This window comes from Ligilactobacillus sp. 110_WCHN (assembly GCF_030518115.1).
GTDB lineage: Bacteria > Bacillota > Bacilli > Lactobacillales > Lactobacillaceae > Ligilactobacillus > Ligilactobacillus aviarius_C.
Window position 1 is genome coordinate 30,613 of the sequence record NZ_JAULLI010000002.1, and the last position, 25,840, is coordinate 56,452.

Here is a 25,840-nt window from a genome sequence, read left to right on the forward strand (position 1 = left end):
TTCAAGAAGTAATCCTACATATAAATCATTTCATATTATCCATTAATCGAAATCTTGCCTGTAAACAAGAAGATAATTGCAAGAATTGCTAAGGCACAAACAACCGCCATTACGACCTTTTCACGTGATGTAATTTGATGTTTGTCTTCCTTTGAGGCCACGTAATACAAAACAAATCCCGGTAAGAACGAAATTGTCAAGAGCAATAAGTCTTGCCATCCAGAGAGTACCGCCGCCATAATTTCGAATCCTGCGCAGATCAAACCAACAAAGAATTGCCACCATTCTTTGTGTTGGAATGAGTACTTAATTTGGTAAACACCAACCAACATGTATGAAACCAAGATTGCTGCTGCGGCAAGGGTTGAAGCAAAGTTATATGCTGATGTTGTAAATAACATTGAGAATAAGAACAATGTTTGTAAAACAGCCGTAATGATCAATGAGAATTGCGGTGCTTTCTTCTTATTCAATTTACCCCATGAAGCAGGTAATGTCTTATCCTTAGCCATTAACCGGGTTGTTTCTGCTGGAAGCATTGTCCATGATAACCATGAACCAATGGTTGAAATAATAACTCCCAAGTTAATAATAATTGCGGCCCATTTTCCAACAGCGACTTCCAAGATGCTTCCCATTGCAGGTTGAGCGGCTTTGGCAATTGCTGCCTGACTCATTACCCCGTATGGAAGAATTGTTGAGAAGACGTAAATTACAACTAATGAAATAAACCCAATGATTGTTGCTTGACTTGCAGCCTTTTGTGACTTTGCCCGGCTTGAAAGAACCGATGCGCCTTCAATTCCAATGAAGACCCACATGATCGACATCATACTGTTTTTAATTTGACCGTATACGGAACCATTTACGCCCGTTGCCTTCACATTTGAAGCGAAGTTAGTCCAAAAGTGAGCGGTAAAGACTCCAAGTTTAAAACTCATTGCAACTAATACGATAAATACAAACAATGGAATTACCTTGCAAATCGTTACAATCGTATTTACAAAGTTGGCACTTTCAACCCCATTATTAACAAAGAAGGTCAAAACCCATAAAAAGATGATTGCGGCAATAATGGAAGCAATATTTTGACCGCCTTTAAAAATTCCAATAAAGTTTCCGATGGCTGACATTAAGAAAGTTGCAAATGCCAAATTCCCAATCCAAGCGGAGATCCAGTATGTCCAGCCACTCATGAATTCTCCTAATGGACCACATGCTGCCTTTGCATATCCGAATAACCCTGAATCAATATCCGGGCGTTTTTTAGCAAGGTTATTTAGTGATAATACCAGTGCTAAAACACCAATTCCACAAACCAGCCAAGCTAGTAATGCTGGTCCAGGAGCTGCAACCTGTGCCAATTGAGATGGTAACCCGAAGATTCCTGTCCCAATTGCTGAACTAACGATCAAGGCTGCAAGTCCAAATGCATTAATCCCGTTCTTTTTTTCATTATCCATAATATCCTCATCTCCTAAAAATAAATCGCCAGCTGGTAAGCTGACGATTTTATTTATTATTTAGTAATAACTGTTCCTATTCCGCCAGCAATCAATTTATCTACATTTTTCAGCGAAGTAATTACTGCCTTTTTACCTGTATTTTCTACAAAATCAATCACTGCGCGAACTTTTGGAAGCATACTTCCTGCTGCGAATTGTCCTTCATCAATGTATTGCTTTAATTCGTCAACGGTAACATTGGTTAGTGCTTTTTGATCCGGTTGATTGTAATTTACAAATACATGATCAACGGCTGTCAAAATTATCAATTCATCTGCATTTACATTTTCGGCTAACTTAGCAGCACTGAAGTCTTTATCAATTACTGCTTCGACCCCATGAAGGTCACCATTTTCATTTCGGACAACCGGAACACCGCCGCCGCCAGCAGCAACTGGAACAATTCCATTTGCCAATAGTTTTTCAATTACTGGTGCTTCAACGATCTTTAACGGTTTCGGTGATGGAACAACCCGGCGGTATCCGCGTCCAGCGTCTTCTTTGAAAACATAGTCTGGATGGAGCGCCATTTGTTCAGCGGCCTCTTCTTTCGAATAAAATGGTCCAATTGGTTTACTTGGATTTTCAAAAGCTTGATCATCCCCATTGACTTCAACCTGTGTAACTATCGTTGCGATTGATTTGTTCAATTTTTGATCTTGAGCAACTTCGTCTAAACTTTTTTGCATCCAATAACCAATACTTCCCTGGGTCATTGCAACTAACGTATCAAGTGGCATTGCGGGATTCTTTTCCGTACTTCCATTGATCTCTTGCAGCAGCAAATTTCCAACTTGAGGACCGTTACCATGAGTAATTACCAATTCATCACCCGCCGCAATAAATTGAGCAAGTGTCTTCATCGTCCCTTTGATTGACTGAATTTGTGAATCGGCTGTTCCTGTCTTGGTAACGATGGCATTTCCCCCAAGAGCAACTACAATTCTTTTGCCCATTGTAATCGACCCCTTACTAAATAAAATATCCTCACATTAAATTTTTTGATTAGTCATCAATCTTAACTGATGGGATGTACAAGTTCCCCAATGTAGCAGCCATAATTGCTTTAATTGAGTGCATCCGGTTTTCAGCTTCAGTGAATTGCCATGCATACTTTGAACGGAAGACGTCGTCTGTAACTTCCATGCATGTCAAACCGTACTTTTCGTTGATTTCTTTACCATATTCTGTGTTTGTGTCGTGGAATGCTGGTAAGCAGTGCAAGAAAATGATTTGGTCATCTGGAGTGCCGCTCTTCTTAAACATTTCCATGTTAACTTGGTAAGGTTTTAAGAGTTTAACCCGTTCTTCCCAGTTGCTTTCACCCATTGATACCCAAACATCTGTGTAAATTACGTTTGTGTTCTTTACACCTTCATCGATGTCATCAGTAACAACTGGCTTTGCACCTGATTCCTTGGCAAATTTTTCAGCCATTTCAACAATTTCCTTTGCAGGATGTAATTCCTTTGGTGCTAAGATGCGCACATTGACGCCAAGCATTGAACCTGTAACCAATAAGCTGTTAGCCATGTTATTCCGGCCATCACCAACAAATGTTAATGTTAAACCTTTCAAATGACCGAATTTTTCCTTAATTGTCATGAAATCAGCGATCATTTGAGTTGGGTGCCATTCATCAGTTAACCCGTTCCATACAGGAACACCAGAATACTTAGCTAATTCTTCAACGTCCTTTTGAGCAAATCCACGGTATTCAATTCCGTCAAACATGCTTCCAAGAACTTTTCCTGTATCTTCGATTGATTCTTTCTTCCCGAGTTGTAAATCATCTTTACCCATGAATTCTGCATTTGCGCCTAAATCATGTGAAGCAACAACGAATGATGAACGTGTCCGGGTTGATGTCTTTTCAAACAATAATGCGATGTTTTTACCTTCAAGGTAACGGTGAGGAATATGATTCTTCTTTAATTCCTTCAAATGTAAAGCAAAATCAATTAAGTAATTGATTTGATCTGGTGTGAAATCTTTACATGCTAAGAAACTCCGACCTTGAAAAACGTTTTTAAAATTACTCATAATTCAAATTCCCCTTTATCTTATATTTTTATTTTTTTAAATCTTGACGAACAATTGGCATTGACATGCACCGTGGGCCGCCACGACCACGAGCTAATTCGCTTGAACGAACTTCGTGAACTAAAATACCGTGTTTCCGTAACAAGTCATTTGATACGTAGTTCCGGTCATAGGTAACAACTTCGCCAGGTGCAATTGCTAATGTGTTTGATCCGTCATTCCATTGTTCCCGTGCAGCAATGATTGGATCGCCGTTTCCAGTTGGAATTAAATCCAAGGCGTCTAATCCCAAGGCTTCCTTTAAGACTTCCTTCAAATCATCGTTGTACTTGATTTCAAGTTCGCCATCTTCCTTACCTGGGTGCAAAGTATAAGTATCAACTTTGCCACCTTTTGTAAGGATTGCTGGGTGAACCGTGAACTTGTCGTAGTCGATCATCGTTAATACTGTGTCTAAGTGCATCATTGCGTGGTTGTGTGGAATCTTAATGGCAATTACCGTATCGAAGTTTGATTTATGATCTTCAAATAAGTGCTTTGCAATATCTTCAATGGCATTTGCCGTTGTCCGTTGTGAAACTCCAATTGCAAATACGTGATCACTTAAGACCAGTTCATCGCCACCTTCAATATGGCTTGTGTGGTTTCTGCTCCGCCATACATGAAGGCCTTTATTAGCAAACCGTGGATGATACTTGATGATGTATTCCATAAACATTGATTCACGTTGACGTGCCTTAAATGTCATCCGGTTAATTGATAACCCGTCCCCAATTGATGCAGCAGGGTCACGCGTGAAGTACAAATTCGGCATTGGATCCATGTAGAATGGATAATCAGCATCTTCGGCTAATTCCTGAAGACTTTGATATGTTAAATCAACTTCATTCTTCCGAACCCCTGCCATGATCTTATTGATCATCTCTTGATTGCCAAATGACAATAAGTATTCCTTCAAAGCATCATGGATTGGACCACTGAGATATCCTGATTCACTGATCATCTGTTCAAGGAATTGATCTTTAACTTCAGGATCTGCAACTGCTTCGGCAGCCAATTTTTCAAGATACAAAACTTCAATGCCATTTTGACGTAAGGTATCAGCAAAGAAGTCATGTTCTTCTTGAGCAATTGGCAAGTATGGAATATCGTCAAAAAGCAATCTTTCCATTGTGTCAGGTGTAATGTTTTCCACTTCGTGTCCAGGCCGTTTTAAAATAACGGACTCAAGCTTCCCAATTTCCGAAGTGATATGAATTGGACTTCCCATAAAATCATCTCCATTTTTAAGTTATTTCCCTTACAGCTTTATTTATAACACCTTATGTAAGCGATTACAATATTTTATTCAATAAAATTTATGATTATGAGAAAATAATTTTTGCTTTTTTAAATAATTGATTACTAATCGTTGATATATCAATTAATTTTCTATTTAGTAATTAATTAACATAAAATTAGATTTCTTATAATCATTTCAATTAACCATAAAAAAATCGAAAGCTGTTTTAAAACCAGCTTTCGATTAACTTAAAGGTTTGATTTTTAGTCATCTAAATATGTTTTGAGGTTTTGTTGATTAATCTCATCTGGAACCATTGAACCGCCCGTTGCCCATGCCAGATGAATAATATTGTCTTGAATTTGATCCAATCCATTATCTTTCATAAATTGCTTGGCGTATTTGTTTTCAAATAATTTAACTGGGCCTTCAAACGTTGCGCATGATGATGGCTCGATCATCATATCTTCTGAAGAATGAAGTTCACGTAAATAATCAAACAATGCGCCATCGCGAACCGTAAATTCGCCATCAAGCATTGGTTTCATGTAATCGCCAGAGAACGTTGATGGACTTGGACATGCCAATCCATCAGCTTCCGTCTTGCCGTCAAGACCAATATCCATTACCGAAACATCATTATTCAAACCAGTTACCATTCCCAACGGAATACTTGGACAATGGGTTGGTTGAATAAGGAAGACCCGTGCAGCTTCACCAAAGACGGCCTTCATTCCAAATAACGTACCGCCTGATGAGCCACCCACACCAGCTGGACTGTATACAAAGACTGGATGATCCTTATCAACTTTGATTCCTTGCTTTTCAAATTGCTTCTTTACCCGTAAAGCAGATGTTGCATATCCTAAGAATAAAATGCGTGACTTCACATCATCAACGAAGTAACTCTTTGGATCAGCGTCGGATTCAGCCCGGCCTTTCTTCAAGGCGATGTTAAAGTCCGTATCATATTCAATGACCTTTGCACCTTTTTCACGCAACAAGTCTTTCTTCCATTGCTTAGCATCATAGCTCATGTGAACGATCGCATCGAATCCAAGTGCAGCAGCCGTTACCCCGATTGAAATTCCAAGGTTTCCGGTTGAACCAACTTGGACTTTATATTGGCTGAAAAGCTTCTTGGCTTCCGGAGTAACTAATTTGGTATAGTCGTCTTCCTTCGACTTCAATAAACCTTCTTGCAATGCAATGTCTTCGGCATGCTTCAGAACTTCATAAATGCCACCACGGGCTTTAATCGAACCAACAACCGGTAAATCAGAGTCCATTTTCATGTATAACTGGCCATGAAACTCATGATTTTTTTCAATTTCAGCTTGCATCTTATCCAACTTTTCAAGCTTAGATTCAATAATTCCATCGGTCGCTGCCGTTTCCGGAAAAAGTTTAGCAATCATTGGAGCATAACGTTCTAAATCGGCTTCAGCGGCTTCAATATCCGCTAAGCCAAGCTCTTCATGATTCCAAATCTCATCTTCCGCAACTTTGTATGGGTTTACCCAAAAAGTTGGTTTTTGATTTTTAATATCTTCCAATGCAGGTTGTTCAGCAATATACTTGTCAATATTGATCTTCATTTTTGGACCTCCAATTACCTGGTTTATGTTTGTATTCACACTACGGTTATCATACCATACTCTCACTGGCGAACCCAACGAATTTCAAGATTTTCACCCTCGATTTCAATTAAATATGATACGATAAAACTATGATTATTTAACGAGGAGTTTGAAAACGATGCATCACATTTTAGCGACCATTTTGGCATTTCTGATTTTAGTTGAAATTCTCTATTTTCTTTACTTCTGGATGGGAAAATTCTTCAACTTCGGAAAAACATACTTTTACATTACTTTTTACCGGAAATTTTATCCAAAGAAAATTCTGATTTGGTCTGTTATTCTTGACTTAATTCTTTTCTGCGGTGTTTTGTTCATCTAAAAAAATCGGCTCTCTTTCTGAGAAGCCGATTTTTCTTAATCTTCTAGTTTTCCTTTATTCTCCAAAACCTTATCTTGCATTTCAGGGTCAAACTGATTATCCTTAAGCATCCGAATTTCATATCCATACGGGGCATACTTGTGATTTTTATCTGGCCCGATAAATGGAGTTTCAAGAATCTTTGGAATTTCCTTTAAATCTTCAAAATGGGCGATTTTACTCAATGCATCAAATCCAATCTCGCCAAATCCAATGTTAGCGTGGCGATCTTTGTGACTACCCTGCGGATTCTTTGAATCATTTAAATGAATAACTTTCAACCGGTCAAGGCCGATCACATGGTCAAATTCATTTAAGACCCCTTCAAAATCGTCTTTGATTGCATAACCCGCATCACTTGCATGGCAGGTATCCAATGTAACTGACAACTTTTCATTCAGTTGAACCTGATCGATCATTGACGCGATTTCTTCAAATGACCGGCCAACTTCAGTTCCCTTACCGGCCATTGTTTCGATCGCAATTTGAACATGCTGGTCAGGAGTCAGCACTTCATTTAATCCTTTAGCAATATTCGCAATTGCAGCTTCCGCACCGGCGCCGACGTGAGCGCCAGGATGCAACGTCATTTGATCTGCTCCGAGAGCATCAGCCCGTTCAATTTCTTTCCGCAAAAAATCAACGGCAAATGCAAATTTGTCAGGTTTCTTAGTGTTTCCCAAATTAATGATGTATGGCGCATGTACGACGATGTGGGACATTCCATGGTCTTTGATATATGCTTGGCCTGCAGGAATATTCATTTCATCAATTGGTTTGCGGCGCGTATTTTGAGGCGCTCCCGTATAGATCATAAACGTGTTTTCGCCATAACCGAAAGCTTCCTCAGCTGATCCCAGCAACATCTTTTTTCCGCTCATACTTACATGTGATCCAATCAGCATTTTACTTTCCTCTTTTCTCGTTTAAATCCGTTTTAATTTGCGTGGTGCTAATTTCAGGAGTCCGTGGAAGGTAAACCACGTCAACTCCTTCATCTTTCAGATAATCAAACTTGCCTTTCCAATCATCACCCATCACGAAGGTGTCGATCTTATATTTCTTCATGTCGGTCTTCTTTTGTTCCCAGCTTTCTTCTGGAATTACCAAATCGACATAGCGAATCGCTTCGAGCAGCTGCTTACGTTTCGCATAATCAAAATATGCTTTTTTATGTTTTGATTTCCAATTAAATTCATCCGTTGAAAGGCCAACGATTAAATAATCACCATATTCTTTAGCCCGTCGCAGTAAATTAACATGACCATAGTGGAGCAAGTCAAATGTTCCGTATGTAATTACCCGTTTCATTTTGTCTTCACTCCATTCTGATCAATGATTTCTTCGGCTTGATGAATCGCATTCTTGATCATCATTCCATTTCGCAATTTTGCAGCTAGTTTTTGCGCATTGGCTTGCAATTCAAAATATTCATCTGCACTAATATTTTGCAGGGTTTCGTCAAGATTTTCAAGGCTTTCAACCGCAATTCCGACATGCTCATCGAGAACAAACTTACTGATTGCCGCCTGGCTCCAAACAATGACTGGCATTCCAGAGCTCAGGTACAAAGATGTCTTATGCGGCGCATTATAGTGCTGGTAATCCGCATAAATTCCGCCATTTCCGTCAAGCGATGTACCATCCCAAACCAATCCGAAATCACCCTTTAAGTATTTCGGCAATTCTTCCGCTTGGTAAAGGCCCTCATACGAGATATTTGACGGATATTGCGGGGCCGGATCCATTCCAAAAAGATATGCATGACTGTGTTGTAACTTTAACTTGGTAAGGAAAGAAGACTTTTCAAGGTTGCCGGCAAAACAAATCGACCGGTGATATTCATGATTTTCAACCAGTTTTTGCGGATTGTAATAGTCGAAAGCCCCGAGGATTACCATGGGCGTTGTCACTCCGTTTTGGCGCATCTTGTCCTTCATTGCCTGACTATGAACAATGAGGCAATCAGCTGCATTAAAAATTGCCACCTCATCCTTAAAGAATTTTTGGTCGCCCTTATATTTCCGAATGGCTTCGTAATCGTGAATTACAAAAATTAATTTAGCATTCGTTTGTCGCCGAACCTCTTTAATGATCGCTTTTGTCAGAAAAACCGTATACATCGGATACTGAAAAATAATCTTATCCGCATCCTTATTTTTAAATAAATGCGGCAGTTTAAAGATCCGATACCCCAATTTCTGAATTCGCTTGATCGGCAGATCCAAGTCTAAAATTTGATAACCAACTTCACCAAGAAACTGGTTAATATCCGCCTTGGCTTTTGGGCCGGCATGCTTATAGCCCTTATAAATATCAGAGGTCAACACATAGTTTGTCATAAAAATCTTCTTTCTTACTTAACTTTTTTCTTCACCCGTTGGAAAAAGCGCAATCCAAAAATTTTCTTAAAAATCGGCGCTTTGATCATCCGGTAATATATTCGCCGGGTCAATCCAGGGTTCAATGGTCCTAACTTATTTTCAATTGTTTGTTGAATTTGAAGTTTATCCTTATCCGTTAACGGTTGGAGATTAAATTCAAGGTCTTCAAACTGATGCGTTCGGTCAATAAACCTTGAATAGTAATCTGCGGCCATTGTTTTTAATGCTGCTTGGGACTGTTCAAACTCATCGGTCGTGACCGCATGCTGACTGATTGCGATCATTTTGTCAGCATCCTCAGCCAGACTATGCTTTTCGATCCAATGAACCATCGGCACATCCTTGAAGTTTTCATAAATTACATCATCATCACCCAAATAGGCCAACACTTGATGACCTTGCGCAACCGTTTCCGCAATTGAATATCCAAGGGTTTCAAACTTCGACGTTGAAAGGTATGTATAATGCCGTGGAAGCGGCCGATTGATTGAAACCATTGAACGTAAATGATTCCCGTCAATGTAGCTGCGATAATCAAATTCATCCGCGCCTGTCCCTTGAATGTACAGATGAAAATTCGTCTTTCCATGCTGTTTCAAATCGTTGATCAGCCGTAAACTGTACATAATGTCTTTTTGCTTCTCAAAGAACCGGCTTTGAACTACAAAGTTTGGACTTAATTGATCATCGATCTTACCCCATTTTAAGTGGTCAAGGCCGACCGTTTGCACATAAATGCGTTTAAAATTGTATCGCTCTTCAAACGCTTCCTTGATCGATGGCGTTGCAACCCGGACACATGATAAATCATTTAATCCTGGAAGATTGTCATCAAGAAGCGCTAACGGCGTGTGAACCTCGCCGACGATCAATGCTTGCGGATTGGCATTCCGAAAAATCGTACTTAACGGGAAAAGATCTTCCCGCGTGATCCAAATGACGTCGTATGGACCCACCGATTGGCTCTCCTGTTCAAACAGGTCTTTGATCAATGCAAACTGCGTCTTCGCTAGTCCGTGATGCCGTCTTTTTAATTGATGAGTATCCGTTGCATTAAACGGTAAATAATTAAAGTAAACTGTTGAAGTATAATGCTGGTTTAACGTTGTTAATAAATTCAAATTACTTTGCGTCGTGCCGCCGACCGCAAAAATATTATATCCAATAACTGCTGCCCGCATCTTTAATAATCATCCTCCAATTGAGGTTTGCCATAAAGTTTTCGAAGAGCCTTCGTCGAAGTTGAGATCGTATATCCCTTTTCGATCAATTCATTCATTGTGTTATAACTTTGTTCAAACCGGTTATTTGTTTCTAAGCTCAATGAGTGAAATTCATCCGCCCAACTTTGCGGATTATCAATTGAAAGTGCCGTTACTGCCCCCAACGTTTGCACTTCGGCCGGTTGCCGTTGCGAAACAACCGCTTTCGCTCCATTGGCAAGGCTGTGTAATAACGCTAATGATAATCCGCCCGATTCAGCCGGATAAGCAAAAACATCGAAAATATTTTGAACTTCTTCCGTATTTTCAAGGTAGCCGGTAAAGATCACGCGACCTTCTAAATGTAATTGGTAAACCTTTTGCCGTACTTCTTCAAGTTTTGGTCCATCGCCAATTAAAACTAACTTCGCATTCGGATTGATCTTTTGGAACAAATTGAAGCTGTCAATCAAAAATGATTGATTTTTAACGTCAATAAACCGCCCGATGTTTCCAATTACAAAATCATTTTCATTAATATCATACCGTTTGCGATAATAGATGTTCTGTTCCTCATGATACCGTTGTTTCCGCACCGCAATCCCATCAGAAAGCAACTTAAAGCGCGGACTACGTTGAATGCGTGACGAGAAGAAAAAGTCCGCTGCGCCTTGCGTAACTGCCAAAAAGTCCGTTCCGTAAACTTCCGCCATTCGCCTGCCAACCTTTTGCAACTGCCGACTGGTCAGGTTCATCGTTCCTTCAAGGTTCGAGTATGCGTGGACGATCACCCGGTCAAATCCCAACCGGCGCGCATAAACGATCGAAACCGGATCACATAGCATATTCAAATACAAGTGGATTACATCACTATTTAACAAGCATTCGCGGTAAACCTGATGAAGCTGGTGATTAAATGCCCGCCGTTTCCGTAAAAAGTGCTTATCCTTAATATCGGTAAAGTAAAATGGAACTTCGTAATAGTTTCCAAAATGTTTCAATTCCCGTGCTGGGCGATAGTTTGCGATATTAATAATATTAAATTCATACCCGTCAGCTAATAATGCCCGGTAATTCGTTTTGAAAAAACACGTTAATCCAATATCTTCACTAAAAAATCCCAGAACTGTAATTCGCTTCCGCATTTTGGAGATCTCCTTCTTTAAAATTATTTTTGAATGTATTTCAGTTCAGTCTGTAAAACCCGCTCAGTTGCATGGCCATCATTGGCCGTATTCCATAATTGGTTAAACTGCGTAAAATCAGTTGCTTCCAACGGTTGTTGCACTTTCTTAATCAAATCCGCCGTAGTCGTCACCATCTTGCCGGGAATCCAAGACTTAAAATCGGCTTGAATCCCGACCCGTTGAGCATATTGATCATAGTCATAGCAGTAAAACAGGATCTGCTTTGCGTTTGGTAACAAAGAATAATCAAAGATGACCGATGAATAATCCGTGATCAACCGGTCAGCGACCAGCAATAAGTCATTAGTACTAAAATCATCGACCCAAATGACCTTATCTGAATCCAACTGTTGTTTGAATTGCTTTTCAGCCGCTTTAACGTGCGGATGGAGTTTAATAATCAGTCGTTGATTCCCGGATAATCGATTGACAAATTGGCCAAAATCTTCAGGAAGGTTCATTACCGGTTTGCCAACTTCATTCTCCCTGTAAGTTGGTGTATACAAAATAATCTCTTTGCTTACGATATCAGGATGTTTTCGTTTAATATTTTTAGAAACTTGCATTTGCCAATTTTTATCAAACAGCTCATCTGTCCGAGGATAACCAATCACATTCATTCGGGTTTGCGGGACATGGTAACTTTGTGCAAATACCTGCGCCATCTTCTTTGATCCGACCAAATATTCATCAAACTGATCGTAAACTTTTTGGAAACGGCGCTTATCTGCTGTTGAACGTTGGGCCGTGGTTAATTCTTCCCACCCAAACGTCTTGATTGCTCCGTTTGCATGCCAAAGTTGAACGACATGGGTTTGTTGGTGATCAAAAGCACATCCGCTTAAAAAGGCATAGTAGTTATCGCACAACAGTAACCGTGCTTGCATCACCAGCTGCAGCTTATGAAAGACAAAGTCAAACCCGTCCGTAAACTCGATAGTTTGAATTCCTTCAGCCGCAAGTTTCGCTGCCGCTGCTTTGCATTGCGGCAAATATAAAACCGTAAAATTTCTTCCCAACTGCTTGGCTAAATCGGCAAATGCCTTGATCAAATGTTCATTTCCCGCAAAACTCATCAGGTATACAATGGCTTGCGGATCTTTCACCCGCTTCCATCGTGAAACCAGTTTAACGAGCCAAATGTAAATTACTTTTTTCAAACCAATCCCTCACCCAACTTACGGCTCCGGTTCATAGAAGTGACCAATCGTGTGAACATTTTCGGTAATACTTACAAACGCCTTCGGATCAGATTCCCTGAGGGCTTCATGCAAATCCGGAATTTCATACCGCGAAATAATCGTAAAGAGGATCGTCTTCGCATCATGCCGGTAAGCCCCTTCAGCTCCGTGTACAATGGTAATTCCACGCCGTAAGTGGCTTTGAATACAGTCAACAACGCTGTTCGGCTTGGTAGTTACGATCATGACCTGCATCTTTTGTTGCCGCGTATAAACGGCATCCATTACTTGGGCATTAATAAACAACCCGATTGCTGAGTAGAAGGCGTACGGCCAGCCATAAACTAATCCAGCGGCCAAAACAATAAACGTGTTGAAGATAATATTAACGGTTCCGACTGACTTCCCAGTTAACTTCCGAACCGTCAAGCTGATAATATCCAGCCCACCAGTTGAGATTCCGCTCTTCAATGCATACCCGGTTCCGTACCCATTAAGAATTGCCCCGAAGATCGCACAGATCAACGGATCTTTGGTTAATACGGTCGGATGAAGCAGCTTAATCATTACACTTGAGCACACAACCGCGATAACCGTGAAAACGGTAAAACGGTGGCCAATCTGTTTCCATGCCAACACAATTAACGGCAAGTTCAGCAAAAAAATCCACGTTCCGGTTGTAATCGGAACCGGCGTGTGCTTAAATAATGAATTCAGGAGCTGAGCTAGCCCAGTGATTCCCGATGAATAAATATGGCCGGGATCCCAGAAAAAGTTCATCGCAACTGACACCAACAACCCGTAAATCAACGCTGCTGACGCCCGTGATAAGTAAATGTGTTTCTTCCACATTTTCTGAAGTTCATTCATATTTTTCTTTACCCACTTTTCTCTTATCAATGATATTTCCTATCATTATATACATTCATTCCTAATTTTATCAATGTTTAAAAGCGCCTGTAAAGGAATAAAAAAGAATTGTGATAAAAGTCACAATTCCGTAATTTTTTATTTAAGATTCTTTTGAATAAACTGGATTTCATCATCGAGCACTTGCTCAGCAAGTTTATCTTTCTGACTGATCATGAAGTCATGCTGCCGCGGATGCTGATCATCACCATAGACCTTCGCAACATGCGGATGATGATGCGCCATCAAAAAGCCGGCAAATTTCATCGAATCATCCCGCAAAAAATCTTGATTTGCCGTCGCAATGTACAACGGCGGCAATGCATCCGTGAAACTTTCTTCGGTTGCCATCATCGTTTTCTTTTCGGTCAGCACTTTCTTTGGAAAGTAAGCTTGGGTTGCCGGCCATAACTTTTGAGTCAGCATAAAGTACGGCGCACAATTCAAAATACCTGCCCGAAAAGTAATTGCCGGCCGCGAATAACCAAATAACTTCCGGTACGTCGGATTTGCCCACGTTGTTAAATACTGTAAAGCCATTTGGCCGCCAGCGCTATCTCCTGATAAGACGGCATTTTCTAAATCAAAATCAAATTCATTTGCATGCGCAACCGTCCAATGAATAAACCGGTCAACATCATCTAATTCACCTGGAAAAACAACGTCGGGCGCAAGGCGATAACTTGCATTCACAACTGCAAAACCACGTTGAGCAAGCCGCATTCCGTAATATTGATACGTTTCCTTTGATCCATAACACCAATTACCTCCATGAATCAAAATAATGACCGGTAATTTTCCGTTTCGTTTTTGCGGACGGTAAACATCGAGTAGATTCCATTGCGGATCATCGCCATATTGAAGGTCATTGGTGCGTTCAACACCGTCAAAAACCCTTGGAAGATCATTATCCCTCTGATCATCTTCCGCTTGCCATTTTCTTCTGATTTTCATAATTGCTTGAATTTGTTCTTGGGTTGCCATAATATTCCTCCGAAAAGTTTGTGATTTCCTTTTGCGGATATTATAGCATGGATATCAAAAAAAGATTGCGACTTATGTCACAATCTTTTTGCTATATCCGCATAGTCGGGTTCCAAAACAAACGAGCTGCGACGCGAAGCTAGGGAAGTTCGAAAATCTCCGAATCTTTACTGCGCGATTCGTTCGTTTTTCTGCTTCCACCACGCTCGTTTTTAACGTTTTGTCACACCTTCCAATTTTTATTGAATCAATTCAATCTCTTCATAATCTTGCGAATTCTCAGTTTCTGCATTCCAAATATCAATATCATTTTGCAAATTCAAAAAATATTTGTCTGATACACCGAAAAACTTTGCTAATCGAATTGACGTATCGACAGTTATCTTTCGATGATCGTTAAGAATATCTTGAATTCGTGATACCGGAACATGGATTGCCTTTGCAAGCGCATAAGCTGACAAATTAAATGGAATCATAAACTCTTCTCTCAAGATTTCACTGATTTTAGGTGTTGGGATTTGATTCATTTGGTTACTCCTTATAAGCAATTCAATAAAATTAATCCCTTTCATTAAAAAAATCACTTAATTGATAAACTGTTACCGGTTCTACAAATAACTTATACTTTGCAATCAAGTCAATTAAATGATCACTATCAATTAACGTAATTACAGATGTTCCTGTTCTTGATGCTTTCTTCGCTTCTCTTGTAAATGATGAGGTTGTAATAAAAATTCCGTAATCTGCTCGAAACTTGTCCATTGCACCCCTGAATTTATCAATTTCAGGAGAAGAAACTAGATTAAATGGATTCCATTTCTTAGCTTGAATTGCAACACGGGCAGTACGAAAATCATCCGTCGTTAAATAGCCATATCCATCAATTCCACCATCACCAACAGAAACAACACCAACCTCTTCATCGACTTCGATATTCATCTTGCGCATTAATGCTCTACAGAAAAATTCAAACTTTGTAGGTGAAAGATTTGTTAAAGCATTCAGTAATTCTGAACGCCAACTATCTTCTAAAGTTTCCTCCGCTTGATTTTCATTTGCATCTTCTAATTGGCGATTCTTTCTTTTATTCCGTTCACTACGTTTTTTCCATTCAGGCAATGAAATTTTATAAACCTCACTTGCTAAAATTTGTGAATTTTGCTCGAAATTTCTGCCTTTTTCAGTCAATTCAATTACTCCTCGATTAGGCCGTTTTACGAAATCCGCCATTTCTAAATTTGCTAAAGAAAAATTAAATGAATAATTAAACGGGTTGTATGAATTCCCTTTACTAGACATTTTAGTTTCAGATAAAATGTTTTCAGGAATTTCTTCGGTATTCATTACAACTGCTTTGCGAAGCTCTTTGGTCGTAGCTTGACCACCTAATTTTTTTAATTCATTTAAAATTGGAGACATCAAAAAAGCTTCTTGTTCTTTACGTTTCATTTCAGCAAAATCTTTCATCTTTTTTCTTCTTTCTGATGTATAAATCTTTATTCTGGTTTTTACGCTTTAATTCTCTAACAGTTTATCACACTAAAACATCCAAAAATACTCTTTCCAGTTACTTTCTTTATCATCACATATGATAAAACCATATATTAAATTAATATCGTTAATTAAAAAAGCATCAACCGCATAATGCAGTTAATGCTTTTCACACTCAACGCCGAAATGCTGCCCGATAACCTTCAACATAATCAATTATTTCATGTAACTTTCCATGAAATAATTGATTGAGTTTTTTAAACAATTTTAACGGAAAGAAGTGAAAATGATTAAATCGGTCTGCTTTTCCTTTTTGAAATCCTAGTTCATAATCATCCCGCACATCGCGAGTGGAATTCTCGTAATGATATTCATATTCGCCATCATAGTAATTCCCATAATCACCATTTTCGTAATGCTTTTTAACGTAGTCATGTAACCGTGAATTCATCTTTTTCTCTCCCATCTCTAAATTATTTTAAATAATAATTCATTACTGAATCTTTTGCAATAGCCGGCGAACATCCATCGCAATCATCCGCTCTTCGTCAGTTGGAATTACAAACACCTGAATACTTGAATTATCACCGGAAATTAACCGTTTTTCGCCCCGAACATCATTCCGTTCATGATCAACCGTTAATCCTAGATAGTTGAAATGCTCCAAAATCCGTTCGCGAATTTCAATCGCATTTTCACCAATTCCAGCAGTAAAAGTAATGGCATCAACGCCTTGCAATTCGGCAATATATTGTCCAATATATCGAATCACACTGTTGACATACAGTTCAATTGCCAACCGCGCCCGTTGATTGCCATCTGCTGCGGCCTGTTCAACATCGCGCATGTCAGCCGAAATACCTGAAACGCCCTTGAATCCAGATTTTTTATTCAAGATGTAGATCATTTCATCAATATTATTAATATGTAACTTCTTCATGATGTATGAAACAAGTGAAACATCAACATCGCCCGACCGGGTTGCCATCTGCACTCCTGAAAGCGGTGTGAAGCCCATTGAAATATCATATGATTTTCCATTTTTGATTGCGCAAATTGACGAACCAGCTCCTAAATGACATGAAATCATCGTTAATTCATCAAGCGGCTTATTCATCATCGCTGCGGTCTGCATTGCAATGTATTGGTGACTGATTCCGTGCGCTCCATATCGGCGAACATGATATTTCGAATACCATTCGTACGGAACACTATACATAAAATTCTTTTCCGGCACGGTATGATGAAATGACGTATCAAACGCTGCCACGCCCATTGCATGCGGCAACAGCTTTTTGCAAATTTTAATTCCAGTTAAATTTGCTGGATTGTGCAACGGTGCTAGTTCGGATAACTCATCGATCTTATTCATCACATCTTCAGTGATTACAACCGACCGATCAAAGTATTCGCCCCCTGCAACCACGCGATGTCCGACAGCCTGAATCTCATCTAAATTTGAAATAATTCCTAGCTTAATTAGTTGATTGAAAATAAATTGCAACGCAGTCGTATGATTAGGAATAGCAACGATAAACTTCGCAACCTGCTCCCCATACTTGATCTTAATTGGTGATTCTTGCTGGCTAATCCGTTCAACTAACCCTTGCACAATAACCGCTTCCCCTCGGTCATCAAAAAGTTTGAACTTTAAACTCGAACTCCCACAGTTGATTACTAAAATTTTATTCATAAAAAATGCCTCCTTTGCAATTTAATTTTATGATGTAATGGAGGCGGTTTCAATATGAAGTTAAAACAAAAAAATTATAATTACGTTTATAAAAAATTGAAAAATCCGTTTAATTATAATTATGTTTATAGAAATTGAAAATTTTAGGTTAATTATAACTGTATTTATAGAAATTAAAAAGAAGCCAACAATTACTTTGTTTGACTCCTCTTCCTAATTTCAATATTACTTATTTAATAGACTCGGTGTACTATTTTTATGCGTAAGTTTACTTTTATTTACATCAATCTTAACATCCTGAGTTAAATGAACACTTGTTAAAATTGCTTCTCCTTGTTTTAGATATTGTAATCCTACATTTTCTTTAGTAAACCCTAACATTGTTTGAATGTCTGAATTATGAGATAGTCGGTGAATAATAAATGTCCCAATTTGACTTAATAAAATATCTGGAACATCATTAGGACTTTGCGTTGTCAAATTCATAAATATCCCATATTTACGCCCTTCACGTGCGATTCTTATTAAAGCTTCTTTTGAAACCTCATTTCTCATATACCGATGAGCTTCATCAAGGTAAAACACAAATGGTTTCCTTTCTTCAAATTCTAAGCTATTTGAAAATACTATATCAATTAAAATTGAAATGAATACTGACATTACGCTAATATTATTGATTTTTGAACAATTAATATATAGAGAATTTTCATTAAAATAAAACTCTTTCAATACAGATTGTAAAGACTTACTTTCAATTTCATTACCAGTAAAATTAAAAATTTTCATAAATTCATTATCACTAATTAGCAAGTTTATTTTATCTATTAAATATTCATTAGGCCCTTGTTTGAATGAGTTATATTCATAAACTTTACTATACCTACCAATACTTACTGATTGTTCAAATATTTGACTACTCAATAGAGAAATATCAAAATTTTCACTCTTATTTTTAAGATTTCTCTTTTTTATGTCTGAAATTCCTTTATTAATGTACTTATATGCCTCGTTTTTTCCCTCTTGATGCTGTAACTTTAACCATTCTATAGCCTTATTTAATTCCGCTGGTTGTGCTTCTTTATTTGTTCCTATCATATCGCACCATTGTGTTATTCGAATATAACCATTTTCCACATGCAAATCTTCCCCTAATGTATATTTATCAATATTTTCACAGAGATTAAAGCTTTCTGAATATTCTCCAGTTGGATCTAAAATAAGATACTTAACACCTCTTTTTAATGATTTATCTATAATTGATAATGCTGACGTTGATTTACCACTATTGGTACTCCCAACAATCATTAAGTGTTGTTGATATAAATCATCAACAGCAATTTGAAATTTATCACCATCATGAAAATTACAAAATGAAATACTATCATTTTCTTTTGGTTTTTTTCTGTAAAGTGTAGCATCAATTGCTTTAACAATCTTATTTGAACAAACATAAACCTTTTGCGCTAATTCTGGGACTTTGAAACCATCAAATTCTACTTTAACTTCATCATCAATAATGTTAACTGTGCCAATAATTTGAATTTTACCTGTTGGATAAATAGTCTCATCATCTGCATTTTTTAACGATTGATGCACATTATCACTATCTTTTAGTTTAATTTGTTCTATTTTTCCAATCAATGGGCATGGAAAATCATCAATAACAACGTATTCTCCAACTTTCCCTGGACGTAAATAATCTCCTAAAAAAATTCTTGACGAAGATGTATTTAAATTCTCAAACTGGATATAAATACTATCAGAAAAAATTTGAGTAACTCTCCCTATATAGTAATTCTCTTTAACATTGCTATCTTCTGAATCTTTAAAAAGCTCATCAATTTTCATAATTAATTACCTACCTATAAATAATCTAATAAGTCGTTATTTAATGCACCTTTTAAAAAGTGAATATCATACACCTCTGATTTTTCTGATAATTTTTCCCAATTAGGATTTTTATCATCATCCAAAGTATAATCAGTAATTAACGTTGATAAACTATTATTATGTTTGATGCTTTGTAAAATCATCTCAAAAATATGATTATCTGCAAAGCTAAAACCGATTGTCATAAAAAGGGTATTTGGCTTTCTCAATAACTCTTGAAACTTTGTCATCAACGAAAAATATGGTTCTTGATAACTTTGCATATATTTTTCTGAACTTGGAAAAATCATTACTGGACTTATAACATCTTTTTGTTTATAAGTTAAAATTTTGATTAGTTGTCCTTTTTCGTCCCTTTCCCAGTCTACAGAACCGTGTATTTTTAACAAATTAATCATGTTTGATCGATATTTCAATTCTTGAGTCTTACTATTTGGAATTTCTTTCACTAATTTCCAATCAAAAATGTCTGCATCAAAAATTGGAGGATTTGAAAAAGAAAAACCATCAAAAACCCAAAATCCAAGGCTGGAAGCCGCTTCTTCAAATAATCGATCATAATTTGTCGTTACAATATTCAAACGTGAATTACTAGGGAGAAGCCTTGATAATTTCTTTATCAAGAGATCATGATTACAATTGCTATCAAACCCGTATTCACTGGTTGCTTGATAAATGCGTTGTTTTATTTTTTCTACTGTTTGATCCAATTTATTCACATCAATAAACTTTGAAAATTCATTACTTTTTATCCTTTTAAAAAGACTAATAGCTTTAATTAGCACAGATAAAATATTTTCTAAATTTTCATCATCTTTATCAATTATTGTTCTATTTTTTAAATCATCAAAAGTATATAGGTCTTTATCATTCTCTAACAGTTCTTTAATATCGTCATATAACTGTGAAACTGTTTTACCTTTGTTTCCATTTTCACAAATTGACGCTCCAGCTCCTGCTAAAACTACTATGTTTTCATATGGTTTATTAAGTAAATTTTGAATCTCAACTTTTACTGTATCCTTAAACATTTGAGAAGTGAACTCTTGACCTGAATCTTGAACTAGTTCCGTGTCATCTTTATAATATTTTTCGTTTTCTTGTTTATATTTAGGCGTATTAAAGCCATAAAAATAAGTACCTTTTACATTTTTATTTGACATTACAATTCTCCTCTCAAAAAAGGTTTTGATTTTTGTTATTTAATAATCCAAAACTAAGTAAATAAATTACAACACTGACAAAACAAATACTAAATTTTACCTTAATTATGATTGTATTATAAACAAAAAGAAACACTAACTGTACAAAATAATTAGTGCTTCTTTTCAATAAAAAATTAAAAATTAGTACTCTTTAGTCAATTATTTCTAATTTTGGTAGGCTATTGATTAAGTCAACAGTCTGGACTGAAACATTAATAATTCTCAATAAAAGGTTAAAAATATATTTTGAATCATCACTAAAATTATTTGGATCATCAATTATTCCAGACTTGCTATCTTTCTTAATTTGGTACTGATCCATAATCCATTCAATAGCCGAACGCCCATTAACTACATATTCATAAGCCTTTTCAGGAATATTTTTGATTGTTATATCGGTATTAAAAATTATCGTAGAGTGATCATTTTCAAGTTTACCGGTTTTAGTGTTCCTAATTTTAGCAAACTTCATCTTTTTTACCTTATAACTTGGATTATCTTTAACTTCAATAAAAACATTCTTAAATACTGGGACTTCTTCGTAATTAAGATGTAAGTCTATTAGTTTTTTACCTACATCAATAAAATATTTCTTATTTTTTACGTTCGGAATACGTGGAAAATCTTTTGCTAAATCTAACGCGTACAAATCTCTATATTCTTTAGAATTTAATACACCATAAATATATGGAAACAACTCCTTTTCGTTTAAATCATTTAATTTTTTTAATTTGGTCTTATTAATTGATGAATATCTTCCAAAATTATCATATAAGTATTTAGGTAAATTTTGGGATCCTCCTACAAACATATTAACGTCAGGTAATACATTTGTTACCATCAAAGAAAAATCTCTTCCACCTGTCTTATTAGACATCGAAATCATCAAATTATTACTATCAGGAAATGGTAATACTTTAGGAAGCTGGTATTGTCTATCTACTAGTTCTTTTGAATAGTATACATACTTTTTTACAAAAGGACGATACATTCCTACATAAATTCTGTCATTTTTAAAGATTAATTTTTCCTTTTTTTCAAATTTTTTCTTCAAAGATGATGTCCAAGAAATATCTTCAACATTTTCATCATAAACTCTAACATCTCCTAAATTGTCATTATAATAATTTATAAGATTATTTATACTTGACTCAATTGTTTTTTTTGAAAAATTCCAAGACCAAGCATCTCTTCCCGTTTTTACTCCCCCAGTGTAATCAATAAATAAAGCATCTCCACTTCTTTTATTGCCTAATTCTAAAAGAGTTTCAAAATCTGAATTTCTTTGATTTATCCAGTCACCTTTCTTATTAGGAACAATATTTTCTGCAATATCTTCAACATTTTTAATACTTTCCAATTCTACTAATTTGTCGAGTTTTTCTTTTTTCGTCAACCCATTACCAATGTCAAAATAATGTAATTTTCCTCTACCAGACTTATTACTATTTTTAACTAGTAAAATTATTGCCACACCTGTCATGATGTCAAAAATATTTTCCCCTTCTTTTAAAATCTGTTTTTTTGATTGTCCTCTAATTTTTCCTTTCAAATTGACAACATAAATATCAGAAAATTCATTTAATAGACTCTTCCTCATTCCATCCATTGCTGCACCATCAATATATGAATTATTCGTAATAAAACTTATAACTCCATTATTTGATATTCTATTTGCAGCCCATCTCATTGCTCTAATATACGAATCCAGTAAGTTATTCTTATTGATTGCTGATGACGTATCAATCCACTCTTTTTTTAAAGATTTATCCAAATTTGGGTATTTAGATCTCTTTATATTCTTATCCTCATTGTCTTGTTTTGCAGAATAAGGAGGATTTCCAATAATTACTGTAATAGGGTCCTCTTGCTGTTTCTTCAAACGTTCATTATTTTTCTCCAATAATTCATCCTCAAAGGAATTACTTCGCTCGTTGCTTTCAAAAGTGTCAGTTAAAACAATTCCTTCAAATGGTTGATAGCCCTCATTTGGCCCATTTATTTCATCAAAAACTGTTTCAATATTTATTGAAGCAATGTAATAACTAAGTAAAATAATTTCATTAGCATGTAATTCATTATTATATTTACGCTGAATATCTTCAAAAGTAATTTCTCCTCTATCCATTTGTTCTTTCAAATATTGAAGCGTTCTCGTTATAAAGGTACCTGTTCCAGTAAACGGATCTAAAATGTGTACATTTTTACTTGATAAGCGTTTACCAAAGTTTTTATTTAAAATATAGTCAACTGATTTAATAATGAAATCAACGACTTCAACTGGGGTAAATACAATTCCTAACTGTTCCGTTGTCTTTTTAAATCCTGTTCTAAAGAATTTATCATAAAGGGTAACAATGATTCTCTGTTTAGCTTCTGCATTATCAATTCCTGAAGCTCTTGATTTTATAGATTCATAGAACGGCATCAATTCTTTTTGTTCTTTATCAAAACCATATTTTGAAAATTTTTCAATAACACCATTCAATGCGCTAGATACTGGATTATCTTTCACAAAACTATAACCTTCAAATAATGCTTCAAAAATTGGCTGAGTAATAAGATGCTGAGCTACCATTTCAATAGCCTGATCTTTGTTAACTGATGAATTAATATTATGTTGCAAACTTGCCAAAAATACATCAAATGCTTGTTTGGCTCCCGCTTGACTGTCAATTAAATCATTTATTTTAGTAATATGTCGCTTAGCAATTTCAGCAACATCTTTGGACCAATCCTCCAAATAGCGACGATCCCCAACCTTCTTCACAATTCGTCCGTAGAAAGCCTGTTCCAAGCCAGACATTTCTTCTAAATTCATTTCAAGTTGAACTGGTTGCTTTCCTTCTCCATTTTCAATATCTTTACCCTTTTGTTCAGTAATGGCTTCATTTGGAGATGAATTAGTTCCAATAATACTAATTCGACCACTCTTTTTCTTATTAAGCTCAAGTTTGTTAATTTCAGCCTCAAAGCGCTCATCTGTTGATCTTAAGGCATTTAAGACTTGCCAAACCTCTTTATACTTTTCGTTGTTATCAAGTACATCTGCTGGATCCGAATTAGTATCAATAACAACAGGAAGGATAATATATCCATATTCTTTTCCTTCAAACCTACGCATAATCCGTCCAACAGCCTGAACAATGTCTACTTGTGATTTCTTAGGTGATAAGAAAATAACAGCATCTAAATTAGGAACATCAATACCTTCCGTTAAAAATCTAACATTTGATAACACTCGTGCCTCATTATCTGCAATATCACTAGCTAGCCAATCAAGTTGAGCTTTCTTTTGAAGTGCATTCAAACCACCATCAACGTGATGAACATCAACTGAAAAACTATCTTCTGCCTGTGCCCCAAGATAATCATTGATTACATAATTAAATTCATCAGCAATTTGTTTTGAATGATTAATAGTGTCAGTGAAGGCAATTGCTCGTTTCATAGGAGCACCCGTTATTTCTCCACTAATTCCATTTCGTTTTACCATTGCATTCCAGACACCAATGATTTTTCCAATATCACTTGTATTTAATTCATTAGTATCTGAAGACATTACTTTTTGCATATTCTTATTAACATAGCTTTCACTAACCGCAAGGACTGATACTTTATAGTCTGTTAAATATCCCCGTGAAACCGCATCACCAAAACCTAATCTAAAAATTTCACTACCGTATTTAGATTCATCATCCATCGATGAGATAACCATACTGTTATCATCAGCTTTTTTCTTAGCCTCAGGTCCATAAACTTTTGGCGTAGCTGTTTGATAAAGCCGTAATTTTCCCTTTACAAAGTTATTGTCATGAACTTTAGTAAATACGCTAGCATCTCCCATTTGGCTTGCCCCAGTTGTTCGATGAGCTTCATCAGAAATAATTAAATCAAATTCTGGATAACCTTGTTTTTGTGCTTTCGAAATAACATCAATTGATTGGTAAGTTGAAAAAACAACTATCATTGTCTTTTTAGAATTTGACTGAATACTTTCATAATTGGCCATAAGTTTATCAACATTAGTAGTTGCAGGGAAACCAACATCTTTAGCACTTAAATCGTCCTTACCATTTTTCTTTTTTGTTGCTTTTTTATCAGAAACAACTGAAAACGAAACCATAGAAATGTCATTTGACTTATCAGAATTCCAATTAAATAAGGTTTGAGACAGTAATTGGATACTTGGAACAAGATATAATACATTAAAAACATTTTTATCCGACTTCGCCATTAAAGCTTCAGCAATTTTTAGACTTGTAAAAGTTTTACCTGTTCCTGGAGCCATAATAAGTTTCCCACGTGAATTCTTACTGAAGTACTCCAATGAATTTTTAACGGCTTCTTTTTGATAGTCTCTTAATTTTTTTGGTTTTCGATTTAAATTATTATCATAAGAATTAAAATCAAAAAGTTGCCAATCAAAGTTGGCATTCTGTAATTGTGATAGTCCAATAATAGAAATTTCTTTAGATAGTTCTTCTGTTGCCTTTTTAGCATTTTTATTCCAATCATCAGTTGATGAGATAATTATTCCATCAGTGTAATAGTCTTTCCCACTTTCAGCGATAAAAGAATTTATCCTATCTTTCCCAACTTTTCCCTTATAATACTTAGCTTGAACAGCGGTTAGGTTCCCTGTAACACGATCTTTTGCAACAATATCAACACCATTATCTTGTTTAGAAATTCCATATTTCTCCGGTACTTCATTTAACATCCAGACATCACTATATTTGTTTTTATATGCTGGTTCATTTTTTAAATAAGCAACTGCTAACTTTTCAAACGCAGTTCCTCGATCTCTTTGATTGGTTATATTTTTATCAATTTGATTAACTAACTCATTAAATGTACTCATTGAAACTCCTCCTAAATTA

21 protein-coding genes are annotated in these 25,840 nt (G+C 36.3%); 1 reads left to right on the plus strand and 20 read right to left on the minus strand.

What is annotated here, in order from left to right; translation table 11 throughout:
- Positions 1–35 precede the first annotated feature (35 nt).
- The 5 genes from Q3C15_RS01085 to Q3C15_RS01105 form a co-directional block, all read right to left on the minus strand.
- A complete protein-coding gene (locus tag Q3C15_RS01085) occupies positions 36–1,463 on the minus strand; it encodes a basic amino acid/polyamine antiporter (RefSeq protein WP_204779044.1) in 1,428 nt (475 codons plus the stop codon).
- Positions 1,464–1,519: 56 nt separating this feature from the next.
- Complete coding sequence (gene arcC, locus Q3C15_RS01090; RefSeq protein ID WP_204779045.1) at positions 1,520–2,461, minus strand: carbamate kinase; 942 nt, start codon at positions 2,459–2,461, stop codon at positions 1,520–1,522.
- 49 nt (positions 2,462–2,510) lie between these two features.
- On the minus strand, positions 2,511–3,548 hold the full coding sequence (gene argF, locus Q3C15_RS01095; protein ID WP_064213296.1) for an ornithine carbamoyltransferase: 1,038 nt from the start codon (positions 3,546–3,548) through the stop codon (positions 2,511–2,513).
- 28 nt (positions 3,549–3,576) lie between these two features.
- Entirely contained in the window at positions 3,577–4,818 is a 1,242-nt protein-coding gene (arcA, locus tag Q3C15_RS01100; protein WP_204779047.1) for an arginine deiminase, read from the minus strand.
- Positions 4,819–5,093: 275 nt separating this feature from the next.
- Complete coding sequence (locus Q3C15_RS01105) at positions 5,094–6,428, minus strand: D-serine ammonia-lyase (protein WP_204779048.1); 1,335 nt, start codon at positions 6,426–6,428, stop codon at positions 5,094–5,096.
- Between the two features lie 160 nt (positions 6,429–6,588).
- Here Q3C15_RS01105 and Q3C15_RS01110 point away from each other — a divergent pair, with 160 nt between their 5' ends.
- Positions 6,589–6,792, plus strand: a complete 204-nt coding sequence (locus Q3C15_RS01110) for a hypothetical protein (protein WP_057828031.1) — start codon at positions 6,589–6,591, stop codon at positions 6,790–6,792.
- Positions 6,793–6,827: 35 nt separating this feature from the next.
- On the opposite strand, the gene Q3C15_RS01115 is transcribed toward Q3C15_RS01110, so the two are convergent.
- From Q3C15_RS01115 to Q3C15_RS01185, 15 genes are all read right to left on the minus strand, one after another.
- A complete protein-coding gene (locus Q3C15_RS01115) occupies positions 6,828–7,736 on the minus strand; it encodes a deoxyribonuclease IV (protein ID WP_204779049.1) in 909 nt (302 codons plus the stop codon).
- A gap of 1 nt (position 7,737) precedes the next feature.
- Positions 7,738–8,142 carry a glycerol-3-phosphate cytidylyltransferase gene (gene tagD / locus Q3C15_RS01120; RefSeq protein WP_057828029.1) on the minus strand — a complete coding sequence of 135 codons (405 nt, stop codon included), beginning with the start codon at positions 8,140–8,142 and terminating at the stop codon, positions 7,738–7,740.
- Complete coding sequence (locus Q3C15_RS01125) at positions 8,139–9,173, minus strand: glycosyltransferase (RefSeq protein WP_057828028.1); 1,035 nt, start codon at positions 9,171–9,173, stop codon at positions 8,139–8,141. The genes tagD and Q3C15_RS01125 overlap by 4 nt, the downstream gene beginning before the upstream one ends.
- A 14-nt stretch (positions 9,174–9,187) precedes the next feature.
- Positions 9,188–10,396, minus strand: coding sequence for a hypothetical protein (locus Q3C15_RS01130; protein ID WP_302703556.1), 1,209 nt, complete (start codon positions 10,394–10,396; stop codon positions 9,188–9,190).
- 2 nt (positions 10,397–10,398) lie between these two features.
- Positions 10,399–11,562, minus strand: a complete 1,164-nt coding sequence (locus Q3C15_RS01135) for a glycosyltransferase (protein WP_302703558.1) — start codon at positions 11,560–11,562, stop codon at positions 10,399–10,401.
- A gap of 23 nt (positions 11,563–11,585) precedes the next feature.
- Positions 11,586–12,764: a CDP-glycerol glycerophosphotransferase family protein gene (locus tag Q3C15_RS01140; protein WP_302703560.1), complete on the minus strand. Its 1,179-nt coding sequence runs from the start codon at positions 12,762–12,764 to the stop codon at positions 11,586–11,588.
- Between the two features lie 18 nt (positions 12,765–12,782).
- The gene (locus Q3C15_RS01145) at positions 12,783–13,655 is read right to left on the minus strand and encodes a YitT family protein (RefSeq protein WP_057828025.1); all 873 of its coding nucleotides are present in this window, start codon (positions 13,653–13,655) and stop codon (positions 12,783–12,785) included.
- Positions 13,656–13,793: 138 nt separating this feature from the next.
- Entirely contained in the window at positions 13,794–14,678 is an 885-nt protein-coding gene (locus tag Q3C15_RS01150) for an alpha/beta hydrolase (protein WP_204779051.1), read from the minus strand.
- Between the two features lie 239 nt (positions 14,679–14,917).
- Positions 14,918–15,205: a HigA family addiction module antitoxin gene (locus Q3C15_RS01155; protein WP_283577386.1), complete on the minus strand. Its 288-nt coding sequence runs from the start codon at positions 15,203–15,205 to the stop codon at positions 14,918–14,920.
- A 31-nt stretch (positions 15,206–15,236) separates the two neighbouring features.
- Positions 15,237–16,145 carry a restriction endonuclease gene (locus tag Q3C15_RS01160; protein ID WP_283577385.1) on the minus strand — a complete coding sequence of 303 codons (909 nt, stop codon included), beginning with the start codon at positions 16,143–16,145 and terminating at the stop codon, positions 15,237–15,239.
- A 199-nt stretch (positions 16,146–16,344) separates the two neighbouring features.
- Positions 16,345–16,620: a hypothetical protein gene (locus Q3C15_RS01165; RefSeq protein ID WP_283577384.1), complete on the minus strand. Its 276-nt coding sequence runs from the start codon at positions 16,618–16,620 to the stop codon at positions 16,345–16,347.
- 42 nt (positions 16,621–16,662) lie between these two features.
- The gene (locus Q3C15_RS01170; RefSeq protein WP_302703564.1) at positions 16,663–17,862 is read right to left on the minus strand and encodes an acetate/propionate family kinase; all 1,200 of its coding nucleotides are present in this window, start codon (positions 17,860–17,862) and stop codon (positions 16,663–16,665) included.
- Positions 17,863–18,087: 225 nt separating this feature from the next.
- Positions 18,088–19,710 carry an ATP-binding protein gene (locus Q3C15_RS01175; RefSeq protein WP_302703566.1) on the minus strand — a complete coding sequence of 541 codons (1,623 nt, stop codon included), beginning with the start codon at positions 19,708–19,710 and terminating at the stop codon, positions 18,088–18,090.
- A gap of 14 nt (positions 19,711–19,724) precedes the next feature.
- Complete coding sequence (locus tag Q3C15_RS01180) at positions 19,725–20,915, minus strand: SIR2 family protein (RefSeq protein WP_302703568.1); 1,191 nt, start codon at positions 20,913–20,915, stop codon at positions 19,725–19,727.
- Positions 20,916–21,108: 193 nt separating this feature from the next.
- Entirely contained in the window at positions 21,109–25,821 is a 4,713-nt protein-coding gene (locus Q3C15_RS01185) for a type ISP restriction/modification enzyme (protein WP_302703570.1), read from the minus strand.
- Between the last annotated feature and the right edge of the window lie 19 nt (positions 25,822–25,840).

Excerpts from the sequence above, each read along its gene's own strand:
- Q3C15_RS01085 (WP_204779044.1), bottom strand. The coding sequence starts at position 1,463 with ATGGATAATGAAAAAAAGAACGGGATTAATGCATTTGGACTTGCAGCC.
- arcC (WP_204779045.1), bottom strand. The coding sequence starts at position 2,461 with ATGGGCAAAAGAATTGTAGTTGCTCTTGGGGGAAATGCCATCGTTACC.
- argF (WP_064213296.1), bottom strand. The coding sequence starts at position 3,548 with ATGAGTAATTTTAAAAACGTTTTTCAAGGTCGGAGTTTCTTAGCATGT.
- arcA (WP_204779047.1), bottom strand. The coding sequence starts at position 4,818 with ATGGGAAGTCCAATTCATATCACTTCGGAAATTGGGAAGCTTGAGTCC.
- Q3C15_RS01105 (WP_204779048.1), bottom strand. The coding sequence starts at position 6,428 with ATGAAGATCAATATTGACAAGTATATTGCTGAACAACCTGCATTGGAA.
- Q3C15_RS01110 (WP_057828031.1), top strand. The coding sequence starts at position 6,589 with ATGCATCACATTTTAGCGACCATTTTGGCATTTCTGATTTTAGTTGAA.
- Q3C15_RS01115 (WP_204779049.1), bottom strand. The coding sequence starts at position 7,736 with ATGCTGATTGGATCACATGTAAGTATGAGCGGAAAAAAGATGTTGCTG.
- tagD (WP_057828029.1), bottom strand. The coding sequence starts at position 8,142 with ATGAAACGGGTAATTACATACGGAACATTTGACTTGCTCCACTATGGT.
- Q3C15_RS01125 (WP_057828028.1), bottom strand. The coding sequence starts at position 9,173 with ATGACAAACTATGTGTTGACCTCTGATATTTATAAGGGCTATAAGCAT.
- Q3C15_RS01130 (WP_302703556.1), bottom strand. The coding sequence starts at position 10,396 with ATGCGGGCAGCAGTTATTGGATATAATATTTTTGCGGTCGGCGGCACG.
- Q3C15_RS01135 (WP_302703558.1), bottom strand. The coding sequence starts at position 11,562 with ATGCGGAAGCGAATTACAGTTCTGGGATTTTTTAGTGAAGATATTGGA.
- Q3C15_RS01145 (WP_057828025.1), bottom strand. The coding sequence starts at position 13,655 with ATGAATGAACTTCAGAAAATGTGGAAGAAACACATTTACTTATCACGG.
- Q3C15_RS01150 (WP_204779051.1), bottom strand. The coding sequence starts at position 14,678 with ATGGCAACCCAAGAACAAATTCAAGCAATTATGAAAATCAGAAGAAAA.
- Q3C15_RS01155 (WP_283577386.1), bottom strand. The coding sequence starts at position 15,205 with ATGAATCAAATCCCAACACCTAAAATCAGTGAAATCTTGAGAGAAGAG.
- Q3C15_RS01160 (WP_283577385.1), bottom strand. The coding sequence starts at position 16,145 with ATGAAAGATTTTGCTGAAATGAAACGTAAAGAACAAGAAGCTTTTTTG.
- Q3C15_RS01165 (WP_283577384.1), bottom strand. The coding sequence starts at position 16,620 with ATGAATTCACGGTTACATGACTACGTTAAAAAGCATTACGAAAATGGT.
- Q3C15_RS01170 (WP_302703564.1), bottom strand. The coding sequence starts at position 17,862 with ATGAATAAAATTTTAGTAATCAACTGTGGGAGTTCGAGTTTAAAGTTC.
- Q3C15_RS01175 (WP_302703566.1), bottom strand. The coding sequence starts at position 19,710 with ATGAAAATTGATGAGCTTTTTAAAGATTCAGAAGATAGCAATGTTAAA.
- Q3C15_RS01180 (WP_302703568.1), bottom strand. The coding sequence starts at position 20,915 with ATGTCAAATAAAAATGTAAAAGGTACTTATTTTTATGGCTTTAATACG.
- Q3C15_RS01185 (WP_302703570.1), bottom strand. The coding sequence starts at position 25,821 with ATGAGTACATTTAATGAGTTAGTTAATCAAATTGATAAAAATATAACC.